Source organism: Pseudomonas sp. PDM18 (genome assembly GCF_014852585.1).
Lineage (GTDB): Bacteria > Pseudomonadota > Gammaproteobacteria > Pseudomonadales > Pseudomonadaceae > Pseudomonas.
On record NZ_JACVBX010000001.1, the window covers coordinates 819,061 to 833,480 of the forward strand.

Genomic DNA, 14,420 nt, shown 5'->3' on the forward strand with positions numbered 1-14,420 from the left:
CATCTCCCGGCACCGCGCCGCGCTGGCATTCCTGTATGGCGACATGCCGGTCTCGGGCAGCGTCACGCCGCGCTCGGGTCGCGAGATCCGGGTATTCCGCGACGACCAGATCGTCCGCGTCAGCCGCGAACTGGAACAGGAGCACGCCTGGCGCCTGGACCTGCGTGAGCTCGGCTTCAAGCCGGCGATGCGCCGCAGCGATGCCCTGGAAGACAGTGCCGGGGAGATGTTCGAGTTGCCCGACGACAACGCCTGGCAGGAATTCATGCGCGAGGGGCTACCGCAACTGCGCGAACAGGGCTGGGAAATCGATGTCCGCCCCGAATTCGTCTTCGACCTCACGCCAGTGGAGAACTGGTACGCCGAGATCGAGGAAACCGACGACCGCCAGTGGTTCGACCTGGAACTGGGCATCGAGGTGGAAGGCCGGCGTATCAGCCTGCTGCCGGCGCTTATCGAACTGATCCGGCGCATGCCGGCGCTGCTCGATCCGGTCGCCCTTGCCCGCCATGCCGACGATGAACAACTGGTGCTACGTCTGGATGCCGGGCGCAACCCGATCCACACCTGGCAGACCGCCTCCGACCGCCCGCTGCGAGTCTCGCTGCCGTTCGGCAAGCTCAAGCCGATGCTGGGCACGCTGTCCGAGTTCTACATCGGTGAACAGCCGCCGGTGCGCCGCCTGCGCATGGGTGCCCCGGACGCCGCGCGCCTGACCGAGCTGGAAGAGCTGCCACTGACCTGGCAGGGCGGCGAGCAGTTGCGCGAGATTGCCCATCGCCTGCGCGACTACCGCGCCCAGCCGGCGCCGATTCCCGCCGGCCTCAACGCCGAGCTGCGCGGCTACCAGCACGAAGGCCTGAGCTGGATGCAGACTCTGCGCGAAGTCGGCGCCAGCGGCATCCTCGCCGACGACATGGGCCTGGGCAAGACGCTGCAGTCCCTCGCCCACGTGTTGCTGGAAAAGCAGGCCGGGCGCCTGACCAGCCCGGCGCTGGTGATCATGCCCACCAGCCTGATTCCCAACTGGCTGGACGAGGCCGAGCGCTTCACTCCCGACCTGCGCGTGCTCGCCCTGCACGGCGCCGGGCGGCGCAAGGCGTTCGCGAAGATCGCCGAGCATGACCTGATCCTCACCACCTACGCCCTGCTGCCCCGCGATGCCGAGAAGCTCGGCCAGCACGAATACCACCTGCTGATCCTCGACGAGGCGCAGAACATCAAGAACGCCACCACCAAAGCCGCCCAGGCCGCGCGGCACCTGCGCGCGCGCCACCGGCTGTGCCTGACCGGCACGCCGCTGGAGAATCACCTGGGCGAGCTGTGGTCGCTGTTCCACTTCCTGCTGCCGGGCTGGCTGGGCGACGCTCGGCAGTTCGCCGTGGACTACCGCACGCCCATCGAGCGCCACGGCGACCAGGGTCGCCTGGCGCACCTGGCCGCGCGCATCCGCCCGTTCCTGCTGCGCCGCACCAAGGAACAGGTCGCCTCGGAGCTGCCGCCCAAGAGCGAGTTCATCCAGCACATCGAACTCAGCGAGGCGCAACGCGACCTCTACGAAACCGTGCGCCTGGCGCTGGACCGCAAGGTGCGCGACGAGATCGCCCGCCGAGGCCTGGCGCGCAGCCGCATCATCATCCTCGAGGCACTGCTCAAGCTGCGCCAGGTCTGCTGCGACATCCGCCTGGTGAACAAGGAAGCGCCGCCGCCCACCGGCAAATCCGCCCGCGCGGTGACCTCGGGCAAGCTGGTCTACCTGCTGGACATGCTCGAAGAGCTGCTCGCCGAAGGCCGCCGCGTACTGGTGTTCTCGCAGTTCACCTCGATGCTTGCGTTGATCGGCGAGGCGCTGGCCGAACGCAACCTGGAATACGCCCTGCTCACCGGCGACACCCGCGACCGCCGCGCGCCGGTGAAGGATTTCCAGGAAGGTCGCGTGCCGCTGTTCCTGATCAGCCTGAAGGCCGGTGGTGTAGGCCTGAACCTCACCGCCGCCGATACCGTGATCCACTACGACCCCTGGTGGAACCCGGCCGCCGAGAACCAGGCCAGCGACCGCGCGTACCGCATCGGCCAGGACAAACCGGTGTTCGTCTACAAGCTGATCGCCCGTGGCACGGTGGAGGAGAAGATCCAGCTGCTGCAGCGCGACAAGGCCGCACTGGCCGCCGGCATCCTCGACGGCTCGGGCAGCGACTGGCAGCTGGACGACGCGGACATCGACGCGCTGTTCGCGCCGCTGCCCAAGGCGGTCTGATCCTGCACGAGTGCTGTAGGAGCAGGCCATGCCCGCGATCGCGCGCATGGCGCGCATGGCGCGCTCCCATAACCCGCTTCGGTCGTAGATGCCGGCCAATCCCACGATTACCGTTCCGGGAAAGCTCCTACAGTGAAGAACCTCCTGACACCACGAAGGGGAAATCCACTACATCGCCAAGCACCGGCATGTAGGAATCTACACCTGCGCCGACGCAACGAGCCCGGACCCGGCAGAGGCAGACGCCCCGGGTGAACCAGAGCTCTTGCCGGCGCAAGCAAGTCGACCCAATGACCCCGCTCGTCCCCTTACGAGACGGGGTCATTGTCCTTGCGCCTCCAGCTCAGCGCATTCCCCAACCATGGCTGACCAGAACCGACTGTCCGGTGAGCGCCGCCGAGGGGAAACTGGCCAGGAACAGTACCGTCTGCGCCACGTCCTCCACGCTGGTGAACTCGCCATCCACCGTCCCGCCGAGCATCACCTGTTTCACCACCGCTTCCTCGCTGATGCCCAGCTCCTTCGCCTGTTCGGGAATCTGCTTCTCCACCAGCGGTGTGCGCACGAAACCGGGGCATACCACATGGGAGCGCACGCCGTGTGGCCCGCCTTCCTTGGCCAGGGTACGGGCCAAGCCGAGCAAGCCGTGCTTGGCAGTGACGTAGGCGGATTTGAGCGGCGAGGCTTCGTGGGAGTGCACCGAGCCCATGTAGATCACCACACCGCCGCGCCCGGCCGGATACAGGTGGCGCAGCGCTGCGCGGGTAGTGAGGAAGGCGCCGTCGAGGTGGATGGCGAGCATCTTCTTCCAGTCGGCGAAGGCGTAGTCCTGCAACGGATTGACGATCTGGATGCCAGCGTTGGAGACGAGGATGTCGAGCCCGCCGAAGGTGGCGACTACCCGCTCGATGCCGTTGTCCACAGCCTGCTCGTCGGTCACGTCCATGGTCACCGCCAGTGCCTTGCCACCGGCGGCTTCGATCTCGGCGACCACGCGCTGGGCGGCGTCCTGCTGCAGATCGGCGATGGCCACTGCGGCACCAGCCTGCGCCAGGGTCAGGGCGATCTGTTTGCCGATGCCGCTCGCCGCGCCGGTGACCACCGCGACCTTGCCGTTCAATGCGTTCATCAGAGAGCTCCCGAGAAGTTGGAACTCTCACTCTAGACGGCCCGGAGCCAGCCGCCGCGGTCACCAGCCCTTGAGCTGGTCCCAACGCCAGTTGCGGTACTGGTAGATCAGTGTACCCAAGAGTCCATAGGCCGCCGCCATGGCGAAAAGGATGAGGATGCGGTCGGCCACGGCGGAAAGCGGCAGGTTCATCTGGTTCATTTCCACCACGGCGCGGATCGCCCAGGTAGACGGGATCGCGTCGGCCAGCAGCTGTACCCACTGCGGCATGGCCTGGGGCGGCCAGGTGAAGCCGGCCATGTAGAACAGTGGCAGGGTGATGAAGGTCATGGTCAGGTACACCGCCTCTTCCGAGGGCAGCAGTTCGGCGATGAACTCGCTCATGGCGATCACCGCCAGCAGGAAGGGCAGCACCAGGCCCATCAGCATGAAGAACGAGGCCGTCTGCCGGTATCCCATGATCCACGGCCAGATCACATAGAAGAGCATCGCCAGCACCGTCCAGATCAGCAATTGCGCGGCGTAGCGGCCAAAGCGCGTCGAGGTCGGCTGGCGCAGCGAGCGCGGGGTGCCGCCGCGCAGGTTGAGGTTCACCCGTGTGCAGGAGAGCAGCAGGCTGTGCTGCAGGATCAGCGTCACCAGCCCCGGCAGGACGATGGCGGCGAAGCTGGTGCCGGGGTTGAACAGATCGGTCAGCTGGCCGATGGCCGGCTGCAGCAGTACATTCGCCTGCACCTCGGAGAAGCCGCCGCGCATCAGCCGTTCGCGGTTATAGCGCAGCGACAGCTCGGTGTAGGTGGCGCTGATGTCCTGCTGGATCTGCCCGTTGGCCATGCGGTTGGTGGCGTCGCCGAAGATCGGCACGGTCACCGCCTCGCCGCGCAGCACGCGCTTCTCGAAGTCCAGCGGGATCACCACGATGGCGAACAGCTTGCGCCAGGCCAGGTCGTGCTGGGCCTCGGGCAATTGGTCGTAGCCGACCGTGGCGATCTTCGGCGCGGCATCCAGCTGACGCACCAGTTCGCGAGACACCGCGCTGTGGTCCATGTCGATCACGGCCACCGGCAGGTCGTCCATGGTGCGGTGGGCGTAGGGCAAGGTCGTCAGCGCCACGGACAGCACCATCAGCAGCCACAGCGGCTTGCCGAGCATGCCGCTCAGGGATTCGCGGAAGACCTTCCAGAAGTTCTCCATGACAGCTCCTTACGCCGGGCTCAGGTCGAGGCGCCGGCGCAGGCGCATCTTGGCGATCATGTAGGCGATCAGCGGGTAGAGCAGCAGCTTGCAGCAGGTGTAGAGCCCGGACTCGGCCGGCGCCCTGCGCAGGAACTGGTCGAACAGGCCGTGCAGGGTGTGGGTCAGCGGCTCAGCCTCGGAAATGACACGGGCGATCTGCGGCATCGCCAGTTCCGGCAGCAGCACGCCGGAATAGGTCTGCGCCACGCCGATCAGCAGGCCGATCAGGGAATACGCGCTGTAGCGGTTGGCGGTGAAGATGAACAGCATCAGCCCGACACTCTGCGCTGCCGCCACGTAGCAGACGGTGATCGCCAGCATCCACCAGGGGTTGCCGTTGATCCGCGCGCCATTGAGCTCCACCAGCAGGAACAGCTCGACCATCAGCAGCGTGCTGAACAGCAACGTGTAGGGCGCCAGCTTGCCCAGCAGCCGCGCGCCAAGGGCCTGGGCACGCAATATGTGCGGCGAGGACGCGCGCAGCTCCGGCGCTTCGCGCGCCAGCACATGCACGGTGGCGACGATCACGAACAGTTGCAGCAGGTGCACGATGGCGGCGAACTGCTGGAAGTAGATGTAGTTGCCGCTGGCATTGAACAGGCTTTCATAGGACACGCTGATGCTGGCCAGCGCCGGCACGGCGCGGTCCATGCCGGTGGCCAGGCGCGGGCGCAGCTCGGCGTTGACCGAACTCATCAGGCCGCTGAAATCCTGGGTCGAGTAGAAGCCGGCGGAATAGAACAGCGAGTTGTAGTACAGCTCGGCGACCGGCTGGCGGCCGGACAGCGCGTCCGCCTCGAAGTCGCGCGGGATGTAGAGCAACGCATAGTCATCGGCCATGCGCAGGCGGTGCAGGCCCTCCTGCAGACCGCCGCCAAGCACCTCGGCCTTGGCGTGGGAGCCAGCATCCAGCTCGCGGACGATACGCCGCGACAGGCTGCTGTGATCCGCGTCGACCACCGCCACCGGCATGTCCAGCAGCGTGCCCGCCTGGTACACGCCGCTGATTACCACGAACAGCAGCAAAGGCCAGAGCCAGCCGAGCCAGTGGATGGTCCAGCTGCGCAGGGCGACCCGCGTTTCGCTGCCGAAGGCCTGGGCGAAACGCAGCAGGTTGCGCCTTACTGCTTCCACTGCCACAGCGCGCTCATGCCGGGGCGCAGGCCTTGCACCGGCTGGTCCGGATACAGGCGCACCTCGAAGGTCTTCAGGTCGAAATCGCCGGTGGCGCGGGTGGCGCGCTTGGTAGCGAAGTCGCCGAGCGGCGCAATGTAGGCGACCCTGGCTTTCACCTCGGCGCCCTTGAGCGCCGGCACCTGGATCGCCACTTCATCGCCCTTCTTCACATCAGCCAGGATGTCTTCGCGCAGGTTGAACACAAAGTAGCTGTCGGACAGCCGCACCAGCGTCAGCAACGGGCTGTAGGCGTTGACCAGCTCGCCCTGCTCCGCCGGGATCGGCCCGACTTCGCCGTCAACCGGCGCAACCACGTTGAGATCATCGGTCTGCGCCTGCAGCTCGAGTATCTGGGCGTCAGCCCGGCGCACGGCGGCTTCCAGCGCGCGGCGGCGCTCCTCTCGGTCGCCCTGGGTGCCTTCATCGAGGTTGGCCTGAGCCTCGGCGACGCGGTTGCGCGCCACGTCGCGACCACGGCGGGACAGGTCCAGCTGCGCCTGGGAAACGAAGCCGCGGCCGGCCAGTTCCTCGTTGCGCTGGTACTCCAACTCGGCGTTGCGCAGCTCCGCCTGAGCCTGGGACAGGCTGGCTTGCAGGGCGCGCAGGGTTTCCTCGCGGGTGCCATGAAGGGATTCGTCGAGGTTCGCCTGCACCTGGTTGCGCGCGGCGCGCAGCGAGTCCAGCTGGGCCTGCAGCTCCGGGCTGCTGAGGGATATGAGCACCTGGCCCTGCTTCACGTCGTCGCCGCGCCGCACATGCAGCACTTCGACCCGGCCCTTGGCCTTGGACGCGACGATGACGTTGGTGGCGTCCGCCTCGCCCTGCAGCAGCAGCGGCTGGGTGTGCAGGCGCAGGTAAAGGGTAACGGCGATGATCACCAGGATCAGCAAGGGTGCGAACAGCTTCCATCCCTTCATGGAGTGGTCTTCTCAGGCAGCGGATGCACCGATGGTAGTGCATCCGCCGGCCGAGCGGCGGCTCTGGATCAAAGCCGCCGGGCGATCAGCGCTCGTCGTCGCTGATCAGGTCGTGCTCGCCACCGCGCAGCTTGCCGCTGGGCGAAGGGAAGCGCGAGGAGGCATAACGCACCACCAGGATCGCCAGCGCCAGCAGCAACAGGGCCACCGAGACCAGGATGATGCCGTCGTCGGGCACGTGGTTGTGCTGGATGTCGGCGATCATCAGGCGGGTCAGCGCGGTCATCGCCACATAGATCAGGAAGCGCACCGGCATGTGGTTGGTCTTGAAGTAGATACCGACCATGGCGCCCAGCTCGAGGTAGATGAACAGCAGCAGGATGTCGTCGATGCTTGCGTGCCCCTTGCCGACCATCTCGCCGAAGGCCACCGCCGCCGACCAGAACACCGTGCCGCCGATGGCGAACAGCGCCAGGTAGTGGAAACCCTCCACCAGCAGGTTACCCAGGGATTCGGCACAGCCGTGCATCCGCTCGCTCAGGCGCTCGGCCCAGTTCTGTTTCATTCGTCGGTTCTCCGCAATACAAGGCTTTGTTGGCGTGAAGCCTGCAAGTGCTACGCCATTGATCTTGCGCAGTCATGGCACAGATGGGCTGCGCGAATATGACTGCGAACTTTTTCGGCCCGCCCCGAGTCCATTCAGGGGCATGCCACAAAACAGGCAGGAACGAGTGATGGAAAGTCCCTTTCAGACGCTGACCGACGCCTTCCAGGACCAGTACCGCGTCAATTTCAGCCTTGAACGGCCCGACGGCAGCATTGTCCTGACCCTCTCCACCGAGGCAGGAGTCGCCGCGCGCCGGCTGATCCGCAACACCCAGCTGCAGGACCCGGAACAGCTGCAGCGCTTCATCCAGAGCATCCGCTTCGGCATCGCCATCGAGCAAGGCGGCACGGCGCCGCAGCTGCTGGCTGCCATGACGCGCGGCGACAACGGCCTGCCGATCGCGTCCTGACGGCACCCTCTGCAAGAATTCCTTCCTACAGAGCCATCTGACTGACGATTCATTGCGCCAGTCACGTGGCTGCGTTGCGCGCGCCTACGGGGCGCGCGCACTGCTTTGGGCCGCCGCCAATACTGGCCTTCTACAAGCACATCCCTTTCCTGCGTCTACGCTGCTGGCAACGATTCGCACAGCCGCAGTAGCATCGCGCGATCATTTTACTGTATAAATAGACAGTGATTTCGAACCCCCCAATCAAAGAGAAGGCACAGAGGTGATGAATGGCCGTCGAAGTGGTGTACCGCAGCAGCCGCGATCCGGAGCGCCTGTTCATGGATAAGGCAGAGGCCGACCGGCACGACAAGATGCTGGAGCTGGCGGAAACGCTGGCCGACGTGCTGCAGAAGGCGGTGCCTTCGCTGAAGGAGGATCAGGTCGAGGAGATCGGTATCTTCATGGCCAGGAACCGCGACGCCTTCGCCCGCGCCTTCAAGAACCAGCCCGATGCGTTGAGCGATATCTTCAGCGAGCCTGCCGCCGAGGAATGACATCCCGCTCCTCGCAGCTTCAGTGCCCCGAATGCTCGCCGTAGAGAATCCGTTCGGCCAGCATATCGGCGATGCGCGCCGGTGAACGGTGATCGGCCTGGGCGTGGGCGTATACCTCGGTCAGGCGTTCGGCGATGCGTGACAGGTGCGCGGTAATGGTCGGCAGGGACTCGCCCTGGTGTTGCAGCGCGACGTAGATCAGCCCGCCGGAGTTGATTACATAGTCCGGCGCGTAAAGGATGCCCCTTCCCTCCAACTCGTCAGCGACCTCCGGGTGCGACAGCTGGTTATTGGCCGCCCCGGCCACGGCAGCACAGCGCAGGTGGCCGACCACATGCGATGTCAGCACACCGCCCAGCCCGCACGGAGCGAGGATGTCGCACGGCGTCGTGAGCAGTGCTTCGTTGGGCACCGGCCGGGCGCCCAGTTGCTCGACGGCAAGCTGTACCTTGCCGGCGTCGATATCGCTGACCAGCAATTCAGCCCCCGCGGCCGACAGGTGTTCGGCCAGCGCGTAGCCCACATTGCCCAGGCCCTGGATCGCCACGCGCAGGCTGTCCAGGTCATCGCTACCCAGTCGTGCCTGGGCACTGGCGCGGATGCCGGCGAATACGCCGAGGGCGGTGTGCGGTGAGGGATCGCCGCCACTGGTGGTGCTGGTGACGTGGCGGGTGAACTGGGCGATGCAGTCCATGTCGGCACTGGAAGTACCGCTGTCCACCGCCGTGATGTACGCGCCGCCCAGGAAATCGATCGCGCGGCCGAAGGCCTCGAACAGCTCGCCACGGTTGTTGACGTGCGGGGCGCGCAGGATCACTGCCTTGCCGCCGCCCTGGCGCAGGCCCGCCAGCGCCGCCTTGTAGCTCATGCCCTGGGCCAGGCGCGCGGCATCGCGCAGTGCGGCATCGTCGCTGGGGTAGGGCAGATAGCGGCAACCACCCAGCGCAGGGCCGAGGCGGGAGTTGTGGATGGCGATGATGGCCTTGAGTCCCGTGGCCGGGTCCTGGAAGAGATGCAGCGACTCGAGCCGGGTGGCTTCCATCATGTCGAACATGGCGGCGCTCCCTTGCTGGGGGTGGACGGCGGTCCGAAGGCGGACCCTCTTCAGTATAGGCAGCGCCTGTCACAACACCTTCACGGGCGACGACTGCACCACTGGACGAGTGCCCGGCGCTCCGGTTACAACCGCAGGGTCAGCCGGAGAACGCCATGGACCCGCGTCAAGCCTGCCTTGCCTGTCTTGCCCAGGACCCGCCCGCCCTGTTCGAAGCGGCCCTGTGGATCGCCGCCGAGCACGAACCGCACCTGCCGCCGGACCAGGCGCTGCGGTGGTTCGACTCGCTCGCGCACCAGGTCGCGGTGGCCCTGCCGCAGGGCACCGGCGATGCCGAGCGCGCGCAGTTCCTGCTGCGCCGGCTGAGCGAGCTGGGCTTCGCCGAGGACGACGAGTACCCGCTGCACCCGCGTGCCGCCCTGCTCCCCCAGGTACTGCAGCGCCGCCATGGCCAGCCACTGTCGCTGGCGCTGATCGCACTGGAGATGGCTCGGCGCAACGGCATCACGCTGGTCGGGGTGAACTTCCCCGGACGTTTCCTGCTGCGCGTGCCCGGTGCCGACCACCTGCTCGACCCCGCCACCGGCCGCCGTCTCTACACCCGCGACTGCCGTGATCTGCTGGCGCGCCAGATGGGCATCAACACCGAGCTATCCGCCGAGCACCTGCGCACAGCCAGCGCCGCCGACATGCTGCAGCGCCTGTCGCGCAATCTGCGCCAGCTGCACCTGGCCGCCGGGGAACCGCTGGGGGCACTCAAGGATGCCCAGCGCGTTTTGGAATTGGGGCCGCCCAGCGCCAGCGATCACCTCGCCCGCGCCGACCTCTACCACGTGCTGGATTGCCCGCAGGCGGAGCGCTACGACCTGGAGCGCGCCATGTTGCTCAGCGACGACGCCGCCGAGCAGATGCGCCTGGCCCAGCGTCTGGCCGAGATCAGCGTGCCGCCCAAGGCGCTGCACTGAGACTCACGGGTCAGACCTTCAGCAGGCCCAGCTCTTTTGCCCGCGCGACCGCCTGGGTGCGGCGCTCCACGCCGAGCTTGCCGTTGATCCGGCGTGCGTGGGTCTTCACCGTGTGCAGGGAAATGTACAGCCGCTCGCCGATTTCCAGGTTGGAACAGCCGCGGGCGATCAGCTCCAGCACCGAGAGTTCGCGCAGGCTCAGCAGGTTGTGCGGTGCCATCTCGCCAGCATGCGGGCGCAGGCCGAACAGGCCGGGCTGGCGGCGCTGGGTGTCGCGCAGCGTCGAGAGCAGCCCGAAGCGCTGGGCCAGGGATACCCCCTGATCCAGCGCGCTGCGCGCTTCGTCCAGGCTGCCGGCGATGAAGTGCGCTTCGGCCAGCGCCAGCCAGACGTCGCAGGCCAGGGTGTTGCGGCCCTGGCGCAGCAGGTCCGGCAGCATCGCCAGCAGGCGCTGCAGGGCGGCGTCAACGTCGCCGTCATAGAGTTCGGCCAGGGCCAGGTGATGTTCGACCCGCAGTATCTGGTCCGGCGCCGCCGCGGGCGGGCTGAGGCGGTCGGCGCGATAGCGCGAGGCCACGCGCTGCAGGACTTCCCGCGCCGGCCCCGCCCGGTTCTGGCGCAGGTTCAGCGCGCCGCTGGCGAGCAGCAGCGGGCCGCGATAGATGGGCTCGGGGACATGTTGCAGTTGCATCAGCCGCTCGACTTCCAGCAGGCGGCTGAAAGCGCCATCGGTGTCGCCGTCCAGCGCATCGAGCCAGGCCATGCCGGTAAAACCGTAGATCGAGCTCGGATCGTGGCTGCGGCGAGTTTCGTTGAGGCCGGCGATGAACAGCTCGCGGGCCTCTTCGTCACGCCCCTGGCGCAGGCATAGCCAGCCACGACGCAGCGCGACGCGGCCGGCCATGGCATTGCAGGTGATGCGCATCTCGTCGAGGTATTCCTGCACCCGCGCCAGCAGCGCATCGGCGCGCTGCAGCTCGCCGCGCTGCTCCAGCCACTGGGCGCGGTCCAGCTCCAGCAGCGCTTCGAAGGTGGTGCTGCCTTGCAGGCGAGCACGCCGCAGCGCTTCGCGGTTGATCAGCCGGGCCTCGGCCAGGCGCCCTTCGGCCTGGGCCTGCTGGGTCAGCGCGGACAGGCAGATCAGCGTCTGCGACCAGGCTTCCTCCGGCAGGTGCTGCAACGCCTCGCGCAGCTGCTCGCGGGAGCCGGGCAGGCCACGTGCGTGGGTGAGCATGCCGTTGAGGCCCTGCCACTGGGCGATCAGTGCGCGCTGGCGGTGTTCGCCTGGCATCGGCAGAAAGCGGTCGAAACCGGTCAATAGCGCCTCCACGTCGTCCAGGCGACCGACGAAGAGCAGGGTCCAGGCGTTGAGGATGAGCAGGCGCGGCGTGCTGCACAGCAGTTCGGCGGGTAGCGACTCGCGCAGTTGCAGCACGCGCTCGACATTGCGCCCGTGCAGCAACTGCTCCTCGGTCAGGCGTTGCAGCAGGCTGGCAGAAACGTCCGGCTGCTCGGCGTACAGGGAATGCTCGAATGCCGAGTGGATTTCCCCGCACTGGGTGAACCACTGACAGGCACGCCGGTGCAAGGTCGCCGCCGGCCAGCGCGACAGGCTCGCCAGTGCCGCCGCGACCATGGGCGCGACCTGGAACCAGTGCTGGGTGTTGTCCACTGCCTCGATCAGCACGCCCCAGGACTGTAGGCCTTCCAGACCGAGGCCGGGCTCGTCGAACAGATAATCACAGAGTTCACGATTGAAGCGGGCGATCTGCGCCAGGCCACAGAGGGTTTCCGCCAGCTCTGCCGGCAGGCTCGCCAGGACTTCGCGTTGCAGGTAGTCCTGCAACAGGCCGTTGCCGGTCTCGACCACCTGGGTGGCGCAGGGCGCGATGGGTTCATTGCCCAGGCTGAGCAGGCGCAGGCGCACGCCGGCGAACCAGCCATGGGTCGCATCCTGCAGGGCCTGGCGCTGGGCCTGTGGCCACTCCAAGCCGGCGGTCTGCAGGTAGGCATCCAGTTCGCACTGGGTCAGTGCCAGAGTGCTCGCCCCCAGCTCCAGCAGCTCGCCTTCGAGCAACAGGCGGGTCAGATTGCAGGCCGGACGACGGCGGCTGGCCAGCCACCAGCCGATCTGCGGCGAGGCCACGGCGAGCAGGCGGTCAAAGCAGTCGTCGAGGGCGGAATCGGGTGCACGGGGGTAGTCGTCGAGCATCAGCCAGACTGGCTCGCTGGCGTTTTCCAGCCAGGCGGCCAGGGCCGCTTCGCCTGACCAGGGTACGCCCAGCGCCTCGCCCAGACGTTCGCAGAACTGCTCAGGTTCGAGCGCCCGGCCACCCAGGCCCAACCAGACGACGCGAGTGCCAAGGGGCGCTAGGCGCGCACATTCGCTCATCAGCACCGTCTTGCCGCAACCGGGCGGCGCCACCAGCAGGCGCAGGCGGCACTCGGTGGCGCTCAGGCTGGCATGCAGCCTTTCGCGGGGCAGGTGCTGGCGGGGCAGGCGAGGCAGCGCCGCACCGTGCTCTGTAAGACTGGGCAGGGCGATTGTCGACATGGGCTTCTTCCGGCCATTTGCAGGCCAGACTATGCCCCTGGGCGGAGCGGGCAAAGGACCATCAGCCAGACTCATGGTGCGGTATAGCGCAGGCCGCTCTCAGGCCCGAACCAGAAGCGGCGCCTTACTAACGGGCGCCCAAAAAGAAACCCGGCATCCACAAGGAATGCCGGGGCCAAGGAGCGGGGTGTTACTCAGCGCACGCCGGTGTTACGCAGCGCGGCCGGGGTGAAGTCGGCCATGGAGGCCTTGTTGCCGAACACGTAGCCGCGCTTCTCCTCGTTGTTCAGGCCGAAGGTCACGTAGCGGCCGGCGAGGATGTCGTACAGCGATTCGGCGGCATAGCCGGTGGCCAGTTCCGGGTAGAAGACCATCGAGTGGCCTTCGCCGATGCGCCACAGTTGGCCGCGACCGTCGTACAGCTCGGACACGGCGATCTGCCAGCTGTCCTCGTCGAGGTAGAAGTGGCGCTGGCCGTAGATGTTGCGCTCGCCGGACTTCAGGGTGCCCACCACTTCCCAGACGCGGTGCAGTTCGTAGCGGGTGAGGTCCTGGTTGATGTGGCCCGGCTTGACGATGTCGTCGTACTTGAGCGTCGGCGAGTTCAGGCGGTAGCTGTTGTACGGGATGTACATCTCGCGCTTGCCCACCAGTTTCCAGTCGTAACGGTCCGGGGCGCCGGAGAACATGTCGTAGTTGTCCGAGGTGCGCATGCCGTCCGAGGCGGTGCCCGGGCCGTCGTACGCAACCTGCGGGGCGCGGCGCACACGGCGCTGGCCGGCGTTGTAGATCCACGCCAGACGCGGTTCCTTCACCTGGTCCAGGGTCTCGTGCACCAGCAGGACGTTGCCGGCCAGGCGCGCCGGGGCCGTTACCTGCTGCTTGAAGTAGGTGAGGATGTTGCTGGTCTTGCTGGCGTCCTGGTCACCCATGTTCTGCGGCACCGCAATCGATTCCTCGAAGCGGATCGGCGTGTAGCTACCGTTGGTCTGCGGCACGACCTGCACTACCACACGGGAAATATTGCCGCCGTGGTAGCGGGTCAGGTGGTTCCACAGAGCCTGCACGCCGTTCTGGGGCAGCGGGAAGGCGTAATAGCGGCTCTTCTCGAAGTTTTCCAGACCGTTGCCGTCGTTGATCGGCTGGACGAACTCGGCGCTGCGCTTGATGGCGCCGTAGATGTCGTCAGGCAGCGCGAAGGTGCGGTGGGTCTTGTACACCGGGATTTTGTAGGTATCCGGGTAGCGCTTGAACATCGCCAGCTGGCCGGCGGAGAGCTTGTCCTTGTACTGGTCGGCGTTCTGCGCGGTGATGGTGAACAGAGGCTTCTCGTCGGCGAACGGATCAGATAGGAAGCCCTTGCCGTCGATCTTGCCGGCGGTGCGGGAAATGCCGCCGGTCCAGGCCGGAATGCTGCCATCGGCGTTGCCTTCCTTCTGCGAGCCCATGGGTGTCAGGCTCGTGCCCAGCTTGGCCACTTCATCGGCGGATACCGCCGCCATCACGCCGCAGGACAGCAGGCTCAGGGCCAGCGCGCCGCATTGGAGGATTCTTGTCGTTCTCATGTCGATTCCTTGAGC

12 protein-coding genes are annotated in these 14,420 nt (G+C 66.8%); 4 read left to right on the forward strand and 8 right to left on the reverse strand.

Annotated elements, in window-relative coordinates:
* Positions 1–226: 226 nt before the first annotated feature.
* Entirely contained in the window at positions 227–2,257 is a 2,031-nt protein-coding gene (locus IB274_RS03995) for a DEAD/DEAH box helicase (protein WP_192430922.1), read from the forward strand.
* Between the two features lie 343 nt (positions 2,258–2,600).
* Here the strand turns inward: IB274_RS03995 and IB274_RS04000 are convergent, their stop codons facing one another.
* From IB274_RS04000 to IB274_RS04020, 5 genes are all read right to left on the reverse strand, one after another.
* Positions 2,601–3,386, reverse strand: a complete 786-nt coding sequence (locus IB274_RS04000) for a 3-hydroxybutyrate dehydrogenase (RefSeq protein ID WP_225614631.1) — start codon at positions 3,384–3,386, stop codon at positions 2,601–2,603.
* Positions 3,387–3,446: 60 nt separating this feature from the next.
* Complete coding sequence (locus tag IB274_RS04005) at positions 3,447–4,580, reverse strand: ABC transporter permease (protein ID WP_081516218.1); 1,134 nt, start codon at positions 4,578–4,580, stop codon at positions 3,447–3,449.
* Positions 4,581–4,589: 9 nt separating this feature from the next.
* Positions 4,590–5,762: an ABC transporter permease gene (locus tag IB274_RS04010; RefSeq protein ID WP_192430752.1), complete on the reverse strand. Its 1,173-nt coding sequence runs from the start codon at positions 5,760–5,762 to the stop codon at positions 4,590–4,592.
* Positions 5,744–6,715 carry an HlyD family secretion protein gene (locus tag IB274_RS04015; protein ID WP_138216097.1) on the reverse strand — a complete coding sequence of 324 codons (972 nt, stop codon included), beginning with the start codon at positions 6,713–6,715 and terminating at the stop codon, positions 5,744–5,746. The genes IB274_RS04010 and IB274_RS04015 overlap by 19 nt, the downstream gene beginning before the upstream one ends.
* Positions 6,716–6,800: 85 nt before the next feature.
* A complete protein-coding gene (locus tag IB274_RS04020; protein WP_081516221.1) occupies positions 6,801–7,280 on the reverse strand; it encodes a phosphate-starvation-inducible protein PsiE in 480 nt (159 codons plus the stop codon).
* Positions 7,281–7,449: 169 nt separating this feature from the next.
* Here IB274_RS04020 and IB274_RS04025 point away from each other — a divergent pair, with 169 nt between their 5' ends.
* Both IB274_RS04025 and IB274_RS04030 read left to right on the forward strand, forming a co-directional pair.
* Entirely contained in the window at positions 7,450–7,731 is a 282-nt protein-coding gene (locus tag IB274_RS04025; RefSeq protein WP_151188210.1) for a DUF3509 domain-containing protein, read from the forward strand.
* A 269-nt stretch (positions 7,732–8,000) separates the two neighbouring features.
* Entirely contained in the window at positions 8,001–8,267 is a 267-nt protein-coding gene (locus IB274_RS04030; protein WP_081516223.1) for a YebG family protein, read from the forward strand.
* Positions 8,268–8,286: 19 nt separating this feature from the next.
* Here IB274_RS04030 and IB274_RS04035 read toward each other — a convergent pair whose 3' ends face one another.
* Positions 8,287–9,321, reverse strand: a complete 1,035-nt coding sequence (locus IB274_RS04035; RefSeq protein WP_192430753.1) for a Glu/Leu/Phe/Val dehydrogenase family protein — start codon at positions 9,319–9,321, stop codon at positions 8,287–8,289.
* Positions 9,322–9,476: 155 nt separating this feature from the next.
* Here IB274_RS04035 and IB274_RS04040 point away from each other — a divergent pair, with 155 nt between their 5' ends.
* Positions 9,477–10,286, forward strand: coding sequence for a SirB1 family protein (locus IB274_RS04040; protein ID WP_151188219.1), 810 nt, complete (start codon positions 9,477–9,479; stop codon positions 10,284–10,286).
* Between the two features lie 10 nt (positions 10,287–10,296).
* Here IB274_RS04040 and IB274_RS04045 read toward each other — a convergent pair whose 3' ends face one another.
* Both IB274_RS04045 and IB274_RS04050 read right to left on the reverse strand, forming a co-directional pair.
* Positions 10,297–12,840, reverse strand: coding sequence for a LuxR C-terminal-related transcriptional regulator (locus IB274_RS04045; RefSeq protein ID WP_192430754.1), 2,544 nt, complete (start codon positions 12,838–12,840; stop codon positions 10,297–10,299).
* A gap of 194 nt (positions 12,841–13,034) precedes the next feature.
* On the reverse strand, positions 13,035–14,405 hold the full coding sequence (locus IB274_RS04050; RefSeq protein ID WP_192430755.1) for a DUF1329 domain-containing protein: 1,371 nt from the start codon (positions 14,403–14,405) through the stop codon (positions 13,035–13,037).
* Positions 14,406–14,420: the final 15 nt, after the last annotated feature.

Coding starts and splice junctions, on each gene's coding strand:
- IB274_RS04050 (WP_192430755.1), bottom strand. CDS start 14,405: ATGAGAACGACAAGAATCCTCCAATGCGGCGCGCTGGCCCTGAGCCTG.
- IB274_RS04025 (WP_151188210.1), top strand. CDS start 7,450: ATGGAAAGTCCCTTTCAGACGCTGACCGACGCCTTCCAGGACCAGTAC.
- IB274_RS04005 (WP_081516218.1), bottom strand. CDS start 4,580: ATGGAGAACTTCTGGAAGGTCTTCCGCGAATCCCTGAGCGGCATGCTC.
- IB274_RS04030 (WP_081516223.1), top strand. CDS start 8,001: ATGGCCGTCGAAGTGGTGTACCGCAGCAGCCGCGATCCGGAGCGCCTG.
- IB274_RS04035 (WP_192430753.1), bottom strand. CDS start 9,321: ATGTTCGACATGATGGAAGCCACCCGGCTCGAGTCGCTGCATCTCTTC.
- IB274_RS04045 (WP_192430754.1), bottom strand. CDS start 12,840: ATGTCGACAATCGCCCTGCCCAGTCTTACAGAGCACGGTGCGGCGCTG.
- IB274_RS04040 (WP_151188219.1), top strand. CDS start 9,477: ATGGACCCGCGTCAAGCCTGCCTTGCCTGTCTTGCCCAGGACCCGCCC.
- IB274_RS03995 (WP_192430922.1), top strand. CDS start 227: ATGTTCGAGTTGCCCGACGACAACGCCTGGCAGGAATTCATGCGCGAG.
- IB274_RS04000 (WP_225614631.1), bottom strand. CDS start 3,386: ATGAACGCATTGAACGGCAAGGTCGCGGTGGTCACCGGCGCGGCGAGC.
- IB274_RS04020 (WP_081516221.1), bottom strand. CDS start 7,280: ATGAAACAGAACTGGGCCGAGCGCCTGAGCGAGCGGATGCACGGCTGT.
- IB274_RS04015 (WP_138216097.1), bottom strand. CDS start 6,715: ATGAAGGGATGGAAGCTGTTCGCACCCTTGCTGATCCTGGTGATCATC.